Raw genomic sequence first — 13649 nt, 5'->3', positions numbered from 1 at the left:
GTGCCCGCACGGCTGCGTCCCCGGCGGGTGATCACCACCCGCGCCGGGGGGCGTTCCGTCGCACCGTTCGCGACGTTCAACCTCTCCGCAGGTGTCGGCGACGACCCGGCCGCGGTGGCGGCGAACCGCGCACGGGCGTCCCGTGAGCTCGGCATCCCGCTGGTGTTCCTGAAACAGGTGCACGGCACCACGGTCGCGACCGTCGACACCGTGCCGGAGCCGGGCGAACCGGACCGGCCGGACACCGACGCGGTCGTAACCGCGCTGCCCGGAGTCGGGATCGCCGTGCTCGCCGCCGACTGCGTGCCGGTGCTGCTCGCCGACCCCGGCGCGGGCGTCGTCGGGGCCGCGCACGCAGGCCGGGTGGGCGCCGCGGCCGGCGTCGTCCCCGCGACCGTCGCGGCGATGGAGGCGCTCGGTGCGCGCCGCCGCGCCATCGAGGTGCTGCTCGGGCCCGCCATCTGCGGCTCCTGCTACGAGGTGCCGGCCGCGATGCAGGCCGAGGTCGACGCCGCGCTGCCCGGCAGCGCCGTCCGCACCCGGGCCGGAACACCCGGGCTCGACCTGCGCGCCGGGATCTACCACCAGCTCACCGCGCTCGGCGTGGGCAAGGTCGGCGCCGACCTGCGCTGCACCAACGAGGAGCCGACCCTCTACTCGCACCGCGGCGACGGCCCCACCGGCCGCCAGGCCGCCATCACCTGGCTACACCAAGACTGACCGCGCCGCGCCGCCCTCCCCGCGCCCGGCTGCGGCGCCGAACACATTTAGATGTGAGCGTGGGTACCGCAGAACGAGAGCGTGAGCTCGCCGCCCGGCTGGTCGCCGTGCGCGCCAGGATCGACGAAGCATGCGTGGCGGCCGGGCGCGCTCCCGGTTCGGTCGGGCTGCTCGCTGTGACGAAGACGATCCCGGCCGCGGACGTCGCGCTGCTGCTCGATCTCGGCCTCGACACGTTCGGGGAGAACCGCGTGCAGGAGGCCGGGGTGAAGGTTGCCGAGGTCGCCGAGCTGCGTCCGGGGGCGAAACCGAAGTGGTTCTTCATCGGCGGTCTGCAGCGGAACAAGGCGAAGGCGGTCGCTCGCTGGGCCGATCGGGTGGAATCGGTCGACTCCGTCCGGCTCGCCGACGCCCTCGACGACGCCGCCCAGCGCGCGCAGGACACCGGCGAGCGCCTCGCTCCGTTACCGGTTCTGCTCCAGTACAGCGTCGACGGGGACCCACGAAGGGGTGGTGTGCCCCGAACGGACCTGCTGCGCGTCGCCGAGCACGTCGCTGGGTGCGCCGGGCTGCGCCTCGACGGGCTCATGGCCGTCGCTCCGCTCGAGTCCGATCCGGACAGTGCATTCGCCGAGGTCGCGAAGGCTGCCGAAGAACTGCGTGCCGCATACCCGCAGGCCACGACGATTTCGGCCGGAATGAGCAATGACCTGGAAGTGGCAATCCGTCATGGATCGGACGTGGTGCGTGTCGGAACGGCTCTTGTGGGGGAACGCCCGTTAACCTCCCGGTGATCGCTGGTAGCTCGTGGGCGACCGGCCGTCGGGGGCGTCGATGATGGGAGCGCGAATGGGCGCGATGTACCGGCTCAAGGCCTACTTCGGCATGGTGCCCGCGGAAGAGATGGGCGAGTACACCGACGAGCCGGAGCACTACGCACCGCCCCGCAGGTCGGCCCGCGACCCCCGTGGTGACTACCCGGACGAGCGCTGGGACGACCGCTACTCCCGCGACGACGAACGTGATCACTACGACGACGAGTGGGACCGCCGCCCACCCCGTTCCGTGAGCGCCGACCGGCCGCTGTCATCGGTGCGCGACGCCTCACGCAGCCCTCAGCCCCCGGTTCGCGGCGCACTCGCGATCGACCCCGAATCCGCACTTCACGAGCCCGTTCGCCGGCCCGAGCGGCCCGCTGCGGCCACGGCCGTGCCCGAGCAGCGCGACCCGCCGGCGCGCGGCGCGGCCGCGCTCGCGCGCATCACGACGCTGCAGCCCCGCAGCTACAAGGAAGCCCGCACGATCGGCGAGCGCTACCGCGACGGCGTTCCGGTGATCATGAACCTGACCGAGCTGGACGCCGCCGACGCGAAGCGGCTGGTCGACTTCGCGGCCGGGCTGGCGTTCGCGCTGCGCGGCTCGATCGACAAGGTCACCAACCGGGTGTTCCTCCTCACCCCCGCCGACGTCGAGGTGTCGGCCGACGACGCCCGCAAGCTCGCCCAGCGGAGTGTCGGTACGGGACGGGTGGATGCAGAACGCGGGTTCTTACGACAGGATTGATGGCGTGCCCCTCGCCATCCAGTTCGTCGTCTACTACGCGCTGTTCTTCTTCTGGCTGCTGCTCACCGCCCGCATCGTCGCGGAACTCGTGCGCAGCTTCGCTCGCCAGTGGGTGCCCGCAGGGCCCAGCGCAGTAGCACTCGAACTGATCTTCACGGTCACGGACCCGCCGGTGAAGTTGTTGCGGAGAGTGATCCCGGTCGTGCGGATCGGCGGCGTGGGGCTGGACCTGTCGATTATGGTTCTGTTGCTGGTCGTGTTCATACTGATGAACGTGACCCAGCCGACGCAGCTGTGAGCCCCAGTCACGCTGTGCCGCCGCCGAGGACTGCATGAGGTGATCCGATGCCGCTGACGCCCGCCGACGTTCATAACGTCGCGTTCAGCAAGCCCCCTATCGGGAAACGGGGGTACAACGAGGACGAGGTCGATGCGTTCCTCGACCTGGTCGAGGCCGAGCTGGCTCGCCTGATCGAGGAGAACGAGGACCTGCGCGAGCAGGTCTCGGAGCTCGAACAACGCCTCGGGAACGCGCAAGCCGACCTGGAGGAGGCACGCGCACGTCCACCGGCTCCGATGCCGGCGCAGGTGTCGCCGCCGACCCAGCAGATCCGCTCTGTCGAGCCGCCGCCTATGCAGCGCTCGATGTCCGCCCCGCCGCCCGCCATGGGCGACACGGGCGAGCAGGGCGGCGACCACCACGTGCAGGTGGCGAAGGTCTTGAGCATGGCCCAGGAAATGGCAGAGCGGCTCACCGCCGAGGCCAAGACCGAGGCCGACACGATGCTCACCGACGCCCGCACCAAGGCTGAGCAGCTGCTCTCCGAGGCGCGCACGAAGTCCGACGGCCTGGTCAACGACGCCCGCTCGCGGGCCGAGACCATGCTGAACGACGCGAGGACCAGGGCCGAGACCCTGGAACGGCAGTCGCGCGACAAGGCCGCGACGCTGGTCGGCGACGCCGAGCGCAAGCAGGCCGAGATCATCGGCACGATCACGCGCGACAAGTCCGTCCTCGAGAAGAAGATCGACGAACTCCGCACGTTCGAGCGCGAGTACCGAACCAGGCTCAAGACGTACCTGGAGTCCCAGCTCAGGGACCTGGGGGAGCGCGGTTCAGCGGCTCCGTCCGACAGCCGATCCAGCTCGAACGGTGGGTATGCTGCCAGCGGCTACGGCCAGCGTGCCGACGCCGGTAGCTGACCGACCGCAGACCTACACACGGGCGGTGCGGTACGACAATGCCGCACCGCCGCACACGGAGTGAATCGTGCTGCTGCTGGTGCTGATACTCGTACTGCTGGCCTTCGGGCTGCTCGTCGTCGCGTTGCTCTCCAGCACCGTGATGTGGGCGTGGGTCTCGGTGGCCGTGAGCGTCGCTGCCGCCATCGTCCTGCTGATCGACTGGTTGCAACGGCGCGCCGCGGTCAAGGCCGGAGCGCGCTCTGCGCTGGAGAGCGGGGGCCAGAGCTTCGGCCCGCCCCCCGTTCCCGCTGCTGAGCCGCCGGAACCGGTGACCGAGGTGCTCCCGGTCATCCCGCGTCCGGCACCTGCGGTGGCCGAGCGGCCGGCGCCCGACATCGATGCCGATGCAGGCACCGCGCTCGTGCAGGCGGCCGACCCGCCGACGACCGCAGCCGCATTCGACACCGCCTCGGACAACCAGCAGACGGTCATCATGCCGGTCGTCCAACCGTCCGGCTCTTCGGCCCGACCGTCCGGCGCTGAGGACGAGACCACCGCATCGAGGGCAGATTCGTCACCGAGCGTGACCGAAATCGGTTCCGATGCGACGGTCGCCACACCCCGCAAGGGTGACGGTGCGGAGGCTGTCGACGCGCGTGCCGATCGTGCGGAGGGCGGCGCCGATGCCGATGCCGCCGCGACCGTCATGGCGAAGCTGCCCGGCACCGAGCAGTCGGAGCCGGCACCCCCGCAGACCCCTGTCGCCGAGGACGCCGAGCCGGCGCCCGTGGCCGATGACGGTGGCGCGACCGCGATGGTCGACACCCGCAAGGCAGCCCCGGCGGCCCCCGACGCCGAGCCTGCGACGCAGCTCACCCCGAGCGGCGTGAACGGCAGCCCGGAGCCGTTCGATGCGGAGCAGACCCAGCTGACGCCGTCGGGCCAGGGTGGTCAGGGTGGCGCTGCTACACCACCCGCGGCTGACGACGGAGGGCAGACGAGCGTCTTCCAGGCCGGTGGGTCGGGTGAGCAGCCGACGCAGGTCGCTCAGCTGCCCCCGACCGAGAGCGGCGAGCCGCCGGAGGAGCCACGCGACCCGGCCGCGGCCGCGTTGGTGGCCGGCCTCGAGGACGAGGTGATCGTCGTCGACGAGCAGCCCCGCTACCACGTGGTGGGCTGCCGGGCGCTCTCCGGCACCCCGACGATCCCGCTGCCCGCGCGCGAGGCGGTGGAGCTGGGCTTCACCCCGTGCGGCTGGTGCAATCCCGATCGCACGCTGGCGAGCCGGCACCCCGCTGCCGCGCGCTGATCCGGCGCAGCTCCACGTGGGAGCGCCGGGGCGGGCCGCGGAATAACGGCTCGCGCCCCGGCGCTACGCTGGTGTCACAGGCACCGATCCGGCTATCACCGGGGAGCCTCCGGAAGAACAGGCCGTCCTCGACGGCCCCAGTAGAACCGGGCGGGTGCGGCCCGTCATAGCCGTCCGATGAGAGGCCGAGGGTCCACGTCCCACGTGGATGATCGGCAAGCGGGGTGGTACCGCGGCGCCCGCCGTGCAGGTCGACGGGCTGTCGTCCCCGTGCAGGCACGCCCGCCGCACGAGGAGCACCACCGATGGCAGACCCCGGTTACCCCACCGTCCCGGCGCACCCGTCGTTCCCTTCGCTGGAACGCGAGGTGCTCGATTTCTGGGACACCGACTCCACGTTCGTCGCCTCGGTCGAGCAGCGGCCGGCCGGTGAGAACGGCAGCAACGAGTTCGTCTTCTACGACGGCCCGCCCTTCGCGAACGGGCTGCCCCACTACGGGCACCTGCTCACCGGCTACGTCAAGGACGTCGTCCCGCGCTACCAGACGATGCGCGGCAAGCACGTCGAGCGCCGCTTCGGCTGGGACACCCACGGCCTGCCCGCGGAGACCGAGACCGAGAAGCAGCTCGGCCTGAAGAACAAGGCCGAGATCGACGAGATGGGCGTGGCCGCGTTCAACGAGGCCTGCCGCGAGTCGGTGCTGCGCTACACCGGCGATTGGCGCGAGTACGTCACCCGCCAGGCCCGCTGGGTCGACTTCGACAACGACTACAAGACGCTCGACCTGGACTACATGGAAAGCGTCATGTGGGCCTTCAAGTCGCTGTGGGACAAGGGCCTGGTCTACCAGGGCTTCCGGGTGCTCTGGTACTGCTGGCACGACGGCACGCCGCTCTCGGCGACCGAGACCAAGATGGACGACGTCTACCACGACCGGCAGGACCCCGCGGTCACCGTCGGGCTGGCGCTGAACGCGCCCGGCACCGATCTCGACGGCGCCTACGCGCTGATCTGGACGACCACGCCGTGGACGCTGCCGTCGAACCTCGCCATGGCCGTGCACCCGGACGTCGAGTACTCGCTCGTCGCCGCCAACGGCAAGCGATGGGTGCTCGCGTCGGCCCGCGTCGGCGCCTACGCGCGTGAGCTGGGCGAGGAGCCCGAGCTCCTGCGCACCCTGCGCGGCACCGACCTGCTCGGGCTGTCCTACACGCCGCCGTTCGACTTCTTCGCCGGCTGGGAGAACGCCCACCGGGTGCTCTCCGCCGACTACGTCACCACCGAGGACGGAACGGGGATCGTGCACATCGCCCCCGCGTTCGGTGAGGAGGACAAGGTCGTCACCGACGCCGCGGGCATCGAGGCGGTGGTCCCGGTCGACAGCCGCGGCGAGTTCGACTCCCGCGTCGCCCCCTACGAGGGCATGCAAGTGTTCGACGCGAACCCGCAGATCATCCGCGACCTCAAGGACGGCACGGCCCCGTACGTGCAGGGCGTGCTCCTGCGGCACGAGACGTACGACCACCCGTACCCGCACTGCTGGCGCTGCGGCAACCCGCTGATCCAGCGCGCGGTGGACTCGTGGTTCGTGCAGGTCACGGCGTTCCGCGACCGCATGGTCGAGCTGAACCAGCAGATCACCTGGGTGCCGGAGCACGTGCGCGACGGCCAGTTCGGCAAGTGGCTCGAAGGCGCCCGCGACTGGTCGATCTCGCGCAACCGCTACTGGGGATCGCCGATCCCGGTGTGGGTGAGCGACGACCCGGCGTACCCGCGCACCGACGTCTACGGCTCGCTCGACGAGATCGAGCGCGACTTCGGCGTGCGCCCGACCGACCTGCACCGCCCGTACGTCGACGAGCTGACCCGGCCCAACCCGGACGACCCGACCGGGAAGTCCGTCATGCGCCGGGTGCCGGAGGTGCTCGACTGCTGGTTCGAGTCGGGCTCGATGCCGTTCGCGCAGGTGCACTACCCGTTCGAGAACCGCGAGTGGTTCGACGACCACTACCCGGGCGACTTCATCGTCGAGTACAACGGCCAGACCCGCGGCTGGTTCTACACGCTGCACGTGCTGGCCACGGCGCTGTTCGACCGGCCGTCGTTCCGGTCGTGCGTCGCGCACGGGATCGTGCTGGGCGACGACGGGCTGAAGATGTCCAAGTCGCTGAAGAACTACCCGGACGTCAACGAGGTCTTCGACCGCGACGGATCCGACGCCATGCGCTGGTTCCTCATGGCGTCGCCGATCCTGCGCGGCGGCAACCTCGTCGTCACCGAGCAGGGCATCCGCGAGGGCGTGCGCCAGTCGATCCTGCCGCTGTGGAACACCTGGTACTTCCTCTCGCTCTACGCGGGGGCGGCCGGGCGCACGGGCACGTTCCGCACCGACAGCACGCACGTGCTGGACCGGTACGTGCTCTCCCGCACCGCAGCGCTGGTCGACGACGTGACGGCCGCGATGGACGTCTACGACATCGCCGGTGCCTGCGAGCGGGTGCGCGACCACGCGGAGGCGCTCACCAACTGGTACGTGCGCCGCTCGCGCGAGCGGTTCTGGGACGGCGACGTCGACGCGATCGACACGCTGCACACGGTCCTGGAGGTCACGGCACGGGTCGCGGCGCCGCTGCTCCCACTAACCATGGAGCAGCTGTGGCGCGGCCTGACCGGCGGCCGCTCGGTGCACCTAGCCGACTGGCCCACCTCGACGGACCTGCCGCACGACGCCGCGCTGGTGGCGGCGATGGACCGGGTCCGCCAGGTGGCCTCGGCCGCGCTGTCGCTGCGCAAGTCGGCGGGGCTGCGGGTGCGGCTGCCGCTGGCCCGCCTCACGGTGGCAGCCGCCGACGCGCCGTCCCTGGCCCCGTTCGTCGACATCCTGCGCGACGAGGTGAACGTCAAGGACGTCGTGGTCAGCGACGACGTCGAGGCGTACGGCCGGTTCGAGCTCGCCGTCAACGCGCGGGTCTGCGGGCCGCGCCTCGGCGGCGACACCCAGAAGGTGATCAAGGCCGTCAAGGCGGGGGAGTGGACGGCGAACGCCGACGGCACCGTCACCGCGGCCGGCATCCAGCTGCTGGAGGGTGAGTTCAACCAGAAGCTGGTGGCCGCGGAGCGGGCCGGCGAGGCCACCACCACGGCGGCGCTGCCCGGCAACAGCGGGCTCGTCGTGCTCGACACCGACGTCACCCCGGAGCTGGCCGTCGAGGGCACCGCGAAGGACGTCGTCCGGCTGGTGCAGCAGGCCCGCCGCGACGCGGGCCTCGACGTGTCCGACCGGATCACGGTGACGCTCGACGCCGCCGAGCCGGTGCTCGACGCCGTGCGCACGCACGAGACGTTCGTCGCCGGTGAGGTGCTCGCGCGTGCCGTGGCGTACGCACCGGTGCCGGACGCGACCTCGACCGGCTCGGTCTCGGCCCCCGACGGCACCGCCGCCGAGGTGCGCGTGAGCGTCGCCAAGGCCTGACGCGCCACGAACTTCCCCGCCGTTTTGCCAACCTGCGCGCCCTTCAGGGTGTGCAAGTAGGCAAAACGGTGGGGAAGTTACGCCTCGCCGGAGCGGGCTTCGAGTGCGGCGAGGCGGATCTCCAGCCGGTCGACGTGGCTGCGCAGCAGCGCAACCTGCGCTTCGAGGCTGATCTCACGTTCGGCCCGCTTGCGGATGCGGGCGGAGCGTTCGGCCCGCTCCAGCACGGCGTCGAGCGGGACGAGCCGCTGCGGCCCGTGCGGGCCGTCGACCAGCCGCGACGCGACCTCGCCGTTGCGGTACCAGGACCGCAGGGCCGATCGCGAGACGCCGCTTTGCGCCTCGGCCTCCGCGAGCGGCACCCATCGCTCGCCGTCCACCCGGGCGAGCAGGTCCAGCTCCGCGCGCCACGCGTCCAGCCGGGCGTCCCACTCGCTGTCCATCGCAGCCTCCCCCTGTCACTGACCCCCGCCGCTGGCAAGGACCTCTATCCCTATTAATGACACTGTATTGACAGGGTTGCGAGCATGGCTACATGTTCGAGAGATTCACGGGCGAGGCCCGACAGGTCATCGTCGACGCGCAAGAGGTCGCACGCGAGATGCGGCACAACCACATCGGCACCGAGCACATGCTGCTGGGGGTGATGCGGCTCTCGCCGGACGTCGCCGTCCGCAAGTCGCTGACGACGCTCGGGCTCACGCCGGAGGGCCTGTGGGCGGCCGTCGAGCAGGCGGTGGCGCCTGGGACGAGCGACCGCAAGGGGCACATCCCGTTCACCCCGCGGGCCAAGAAGGTGATGGAGCTGTCGTTGCGGGAGTCGCTGCGGCTCGGCCACGACTTCATCGGCCCCGAGCACCTCGTGCTCGGCATCGTGGCCGAGGGCGAGGGGGTCGCGGCGCAGGTGCTCGCCCGCGACGCAGGTGGGCTCGACCAGGTCCGCCAGGCGCTGGCCGTGCCACCCGGGCGGCGCGGCAGCGTCCCGCGGACGCCCGCCGCGGAGCGGATCGTCGCGGTCGCCGAGCAGATCGCGGCGGGCGGGCCCGTCGGCAGCCACCACTTCCTGGAGGCGCTCATGCAGGTCGACACGGGCATGGCGGCGAAGGTGCTGACCCAGCTCGGCGTCACCGCCGAGTCGATCATCGCCGGGGTCGACGCCGGCGACCTCGCGGCCACCAGCGACATCACGCCGGAGCAGGCCGCCGCCTCGACCATGCGGTGGGAGGTCGGCGAGGACACCGCAACCTTGACGATCGGCGACGACGAGACGGTGGCGAGGTTGCGTGCGCTGATCGCCGAGTCCGAAGCGCTCAACGGCGACGGCCCGCTCGCCGGGCCGTTCATCACGCTGCACCGCGCCGTCCACCAGTTCACCGACACCGTCGACGGCTTCCTCCAGCTCAACGAGACCTCGGTGGAGCAGCGGCGCTCGCTGCGCGACCGGCTCCGCAGGCGCGGACGCCCGTGACGGTGACGGCGGCGCAGCGCTGGGCGCGGTTGCAGGACGGCCGCGGGATCCCGCCGGAGATCCTCGCGCAGGCGGAGAGGACGCCGTGGCGGCACGACGTCGACCGGTTCGTCGCTCCCGAGATCGCCGAGGACACCGCGTCGCGCGCCGCGGCGCTCGGGCTGCTCGGCGCCGGCGGCACCGTGCTCGACGTCGGGTGCGGGGGCGGGGCGGCGGCGCTGGCGCTCGCCGGCGCCGCCACGCACGTCACGGGGGTCGACCGTCAGCCGGACATGCTCGAAGCGTTCGCCGCGACGGCTGCCCGCCGTGGTGCGCCGCACCGGACCGTGCTCGGGTCGTGGCCCGATGCCGCAGCGGCCGCAGGCCGCGCCGACGTCGTCGTCTGCCACCACGTGCTGCACAACGTCGTCGACCTACCGCCGTTCCTGGAGGCGCTGACGGCGGCCGCCGGGCGGGGTGTGGTGGTCGAGATGTTCACGCAGCACCCGATGGCCTGGCTGGATCCGCTGTGGCTGCGCTTCCACGACCTGCGCCGCCCACCCTCCGCCACCAGCGCCGACGCCGTCGCCGTGCTGGCGGAGCTCGGTATCACCGCGACGGCGACGGAGTGGGAGCGCCGCCCGTCGATCCGCCAGGACGTCGCCTGGATCACCCGGCAGCTGTGCCTGCCCGCCGGCCGGGCCGGTGAGGTCGAAGCGGCGCTGGCGGAGACGCCCGCTCGCCCCACCACGGTCGCCACCCTGACCTGGTAGTAGGGCGTTCGGACGACGAAGGCGTCTCCCGACGAACCGCGCTGAAACGTGGGACTCGCCCGCGGAGACGTGGGACTCGCGCGCTGAAACGTGGGACTCGCCCGCCGAGACGTGGGACTCGCGCGCTGAGATGTGAGACTCGCCGTGCCGGAAGTGTCGACTCACCGTGCTGGAGGTGTCGACTCATCCGCCTGCTCAGCGGGGGGCCACGCGCACCCTGCCGGCCGACGTCCGTGCGGTGATGGTGTTGGCGGAGCCGGGGTCGGTGGGTACCGAGACCGTCTGGTCTCCGTCGGGCGCCTCGGCCGTCACGCGGTACCGAGAGGCGCCGGGGACGCGGAGGTCGATGTCGCCGCCGGTCACCACCGCGTCGATGAGCTGGGGTGGCGAGAGCAGGTCGAGGTCGACGTTGCCGCTGGCCGTCCGGGTGGTGACGCTCGGGCTGCGCAGCTCCGAACCTCGGATCCCGCCCGACTGCGCGCGGACGTCGATCGTGCCGGCGACGCCGGAGAGCGTGACGTCACCCGTGGTGGTCCGCACGGTCAGCGGCCCGGTCAGCCCGGACAGCCGGACGTGACCCGAGCGGGTCTCGGCGTAGACGGGGAAGTCGGGCGGCACGAGCACGTCGTAGTCGACCTGGCACTCCGCGACGACCACCCCGTCGCACCTCGAAGCGAGGAACACCTCGTCGGCGTTCGCCTGCTCGGTCAGCTCGGGGCGGGTGAGGCCGTACTCGACGGTGGTGCGCACGTGCACGTTCCCGTCGGGGCTCGGCCCGATCTCGATGTCGCCGGTCAAGGCCTCGACGGAGAGGGCCCGGCCTTGCGGCACGATCGTCGTCGACTGCTCGACCGTCGACTCCACCAGGTCGGACAGGGTGTTCACGGTGCCGACGGTGATCATGGCCACGACGAACAGCACCGCGAACACGACTGCGCCGCGTCGCACCGGCGGTGGGCCGGGCGCCACCGCCGGTGTGATGGTCGCCGTGGTCTCCTGCTCGGTCATCGTCACGCCTCCAGGTACCGGAGCACGGCGAGCACCCTGCGGTGTCCTCCGTCGGCGGCCGGCAGGTCGAGCTTTCCGAAGATCCCGCTGATGTGCTTCTCCACCGCGCCCTCGCTGACCGTCAGCTCGTCCGCGATCCCCGCGTTGGAGTGGCCCTCCGCCATGAGCGCGAGCACATCGCGCTCGCGCGGGGTGAGCCCGGCGAGCGGTTCGCTGCGCCGCGATCGCGCGAGGATCTGCGAGACCACCTCGGGGTCGAGCGCCGTGCCGCCTTCGCGGACCCTGTGCAGCGCGTCGACGAACGTGTCGACGTCGGCGACGCGGTCCTTCAGCAGGTAACCGACCCCGCGGGTGTCGCCGGCGAGCAGATCCGTGGCGTAGCGCTCCTCGACGTACTGGGAGAGCACGAGCACGGCGACCGAAGGCCACCGCGCCCGGATCACGAGCGCAGCCCGCAGGCCCTCGTCGGAGTGGGTCGGCGGCATCCGCACGTCCGCGACGACGATGTCGGGCTGGTCGGCGCCGACGGCCTGCAGGAGCTGCTCGCCGTCGCCGACGGCCGCGACGACCTCGAACCCGGCCTCGGCCAACAGCCGGCAGAGCCCTTCGCGCAGGAGCACCGAGTCCTCCGCGACGGTGACGCGCGGAGCGGCGGTGGCGGTCACGGAGCGACCGGCACAGTGGTCGGGGCCGTGCGCGGCAGCTCGACGGACGGTAGCTCGACCGTCAGTACGGTCGGTCCGCCGAGCGGGGAGTCGACGCTGAGCTGGCCGTCGACGCCCGACACCCGGTCGGCGAGGCCGCGAAGCCCGGTGCCGCGGTCCGGGTCGGCGCCACCGACCCCGTTGTCCGTGATCGTGATCCAGACCGGGCCGGTGCCCTCGCGGCGCACGGTGACCGTCGCGGTCGACGCGTTGGCGTGCTTCGCGACGTTGGTGAGGCCCTCGGCGACCACGAAGTAGCCGATCGCCTCGACGGTCGCAGGCGGGCGTTGGTCGAGCTCGACGGTGAGCGTGACCGGCACGGGGCAGCGGGCCGCGATGGCGGAGAGCGCGGCGTCGAGCCCGCGGTCGGCGAGCACCGGCGGGTGCAGGCCGCGGATCAGGCTGCGCAGGTCGGTCACGGTGTCCTTGGCCTGCTTGTGCGCGTCGTCGAGCAGCTCGCCGACCTCTTCGGGGTTCTGCTTGTAGCGCGCCTTCGCCCTGCCGAGCGTCATCGCCAACGAGACGAGCTGCTGCTGGGTGCCGTCGTGCAGGTCGCGCTCGATCCGGCGGCGCTCCACCTCACCCGCGTCGACGACCCGCGCCCGGCTGCGCTCCAGCTCGTCGACCCGGCGTTCGAGCGCGCTCGCGTCGTGTCCGAGCAGCGCGTTTGCCACGGCGACGTCCATCAGCGCCAGCGCCCGGATGATCGCCGGCGCGAGCAGCAGCAGGATCAGGCCGAGGCCCGCGAGGAACGTGCGGCCGGCTGCCGAATCGCCGAACTGCATCCCGAGGATCTCGAACTGCGGGGCGTACCCGACCATCGCCACCACCGGCACCAGCAGCAACGCGAACCCGAGGCAGAGCACGAAGTAGACCGCGCCGGAGGTCAGCAGCCCGAGCGGAGCCGCCAGCACCTGGTAGGCCGCGCGGCGGCGGACCCCGGCGTCGCGCAGCAGGACACCGCCGTACCGCAGCGGGTGCAAGGTGCCCGGCGGCATCGGCCGCACCGGGATGTCGACACCGAGCAGCACCCGGTAGCGGGCCCGCTCCAGCTTCGCCAGCATCGCGCTCACCCAGGCCGTCACGATCCACACCGGCACGCCGAGCAGGGCGAACGGCAGCAGCACCACGCTCAGCATCAACCCGAAGAACAGGACGATGGCGGAGAACCAGCCGACGAAGAAGTCGAGCAGCAGGTGCGCGGTGGCGAGCCATGTCGCGGGCGACAGGAAGGCCCGCACGGGATCGGGCCGCGCGGAGAGCCGTCCGACGTGCGGAGTGAGGACCATGCCGCAAAGGCTAGGGACGGCCGGTCCGTCGGCACCATCCCGTAGGCGCCCGAGCCGGGGGTGGGGCTAACCCGAAGGTCCTCAAGGAGCGCCCTGAACAACTGGGACCTACTGCGCGGCGCCCCAGCTGTTCAGGACCCTCCCTGGGCCGACCTGCAGCCGACGTCCTGACGGATGC

Annotated in this window: 13 protein-coding genes; 9 read left to right on the top strand and 4 right to left on the bottom strand. The window is 71.9% G+C overall.

Annotated elements, in window-relative coordinates; all coding sequences use genetic code 11:
• The first annotated feature begins 12 nt into the window (after positions 1-12).
• From pgeF to ileS, 7 genes are all read left to right on the top strand, one after another.
• Positions 13-720: a peptidoglycan editing factor PgeF gene (gene pgeF / locus LL648_RS10065; RefSeq protein WP_232662315.1), complete on the top strand. Its 708-nt coding sequence runs from the start codon at positions 13-15 to the stop codon at positions 718-720.
• Between the two features lie 59 nt (positions 721-779).
• Positions 780-1514 carry a YggS family pyridoxal phosphate-dependent enzyme gene (locus tag LL648_RS10060; protein WP_232662194.1) on the top strand — a complete coding sequence of 245 codons (735 nt, stop codon included), beginning with the start codon at positions 780-782 and terminating at the stop codon, positions 1512-1514.
• A gap of 55 nt (positions 1515-1569) precedes the next feature.
• Positions 1570-2283: a cell division protein SepF gene (locus LL648_RS10055; RefSeq protein WP_232662314.1), complete on the top strand. Its 714-nt coding sequence runs from the start codon at positions 1570-1572 to the stop codon at positions 2281-2283.
• A 4-nt stretch (positions 2284-2287) separates the two neighbouring features.
• Positions 2288-2581, top strand: a complete 294-nt coding sequence (locus LL648_RS10050) for a YggT family protein (protein WP_374112015.1) — start codon at positions 2288-2290, stop codon at positions 2579-2581.
• A 47-nt stretch (positions 2582-2628) separates the two neighbouring features.
• Positions 2629-3486 carry a DivIVA-like cell division protein Wag31 gene (gene wag31 / locus LL648_RS10045; protein WP_232662192.1) on the top strand — a complete coding sequence of 286 codons (858 nt, stop codon included), beginning with the start codon at positions 2629-2631 and terminating at the stop codon, positions 3484-3486.
• A gap of 67 nt (positions 3487-3553) precedes the next feature.
• Positions 3554-4777, top strand: a complete 1224-nt coding sequence (locus LL648_RS10040; protein WP_232662191.1) for a hypothetical protein — start codon at positions 3554-3556, stop codon at positions 4775-4777.
• Between the two features lie 305 nt (positions 4778-5082).
• On the top strand, positions 5083-8250 hold the full coding sequence (gene ileS, locus LL648_RS10035) for an isoleucine--tRNA ligase (protein WP_232662190.1): 3168 nt from the start codon (positions 5083-5085) through the stop codon (positions 8248-8250).
• A gap of 77 nt (positions 8251-8327) precedes the next feature.
• On the opposite strand, the gene LL648_RS10030 is transcribed toward ileS, so the two are convergent.
• Complete coding sequence (locus tag LL648_RS10030) at positions 8328-8693, bottom strand: excisionase (protein ID WP_232662189.1); 366 nt, start codon at positions 8691-8693, stop codon at positions 8328-8330.
• Between the two features lie 92 nt (positions 8694-8785).
• Between LL648_RS10030 and LL648_RS44825 the strand changes: the two genes are divergently transcribed.
• On the top strand, positions 8786-9718 hold the full coding sequence (locus LL648_RS44825; RefSeq protein ID WP_305080782.1) for a Clp protease N-terminal domain-containing protein: 933 nt from the start codon (positions 8786-8788) through the stop codon (positions 9716-9718).
• Positions 9715-10470, top strand: coding sequence for a class I SAM-dependent methyltransferase (locus tag LL648_RS10015; protein WP_232662188.1), 756 nt, complete (start codon positions 9715-9717; stop codon positions 10468-10470). The genes LL648_RS44825 and LL648_RS10015 overlap by 4 nt, the downstream gene beginning before the upstream one ends.
• Before the next feature lie 195 nt (positions 10471-10665).
• Here LL648_RS10015 and LL648_RS10010 read toward each other — a convergent pair whose 3' ends face one another.
• The 3 genes from LL648_RS10010 to LL648_RS10000 are packed head-to-tail and all read right to left on the bottom strand — an operon-like array spanning position 10666 to position 13471.
• Positions 10666-11478 (bottom strand): DUF4097 family beta strand repeat-containing protein, encoded by an 813-nt coding sequence (locus LL648_RS10010; protein WP_232662187.1) that lies wholly within the window; start codon positions 11476-11478, stop codon positions 10666-10668.
• A 2-nt stretch (positions 11479-11480) separates the two neighbouring features.
• Positions 11481-12143 (bottom strand): response regulator, encoded by a 663-nt coding sequence (locus LL648_RS10005; protein WP_232662186.1) that lies wholly within the window; start codon positions 12141-12143, stop codon positions 11481-11483.
• Positions 12140-13471: a sensor histidine kinase gene (locus tag LL648_RS10000; protein WP_232662185.1), complete on the bottom strand. Its 1332-nt coding sequence runs from the start codon at positions 13469-13471 to the stop codon at positions 12140-12142. The genes LL648_RS10005 and LL648_RS10000 overlap by 4 nt, the downstream gene beginning before the upstream one ends.
• Positions 13472-13649: the final 178 nt, after the last annotated feature.

Source organism: Pseudonocardia sp. TRM90224, assembly GCF_021245725.1.
Taxonomy (GTDB): Bacteria; Actinomycetota; Actinomycetes; order Mycobacteriales; family Pseudonocardiaceae; genus Pseudonocardia.
The sequence above is the reverse complement of the archived record's forward strand: the minus strand, read 5'-3'. Positions and strand labels throughout refer to the sequence as shown.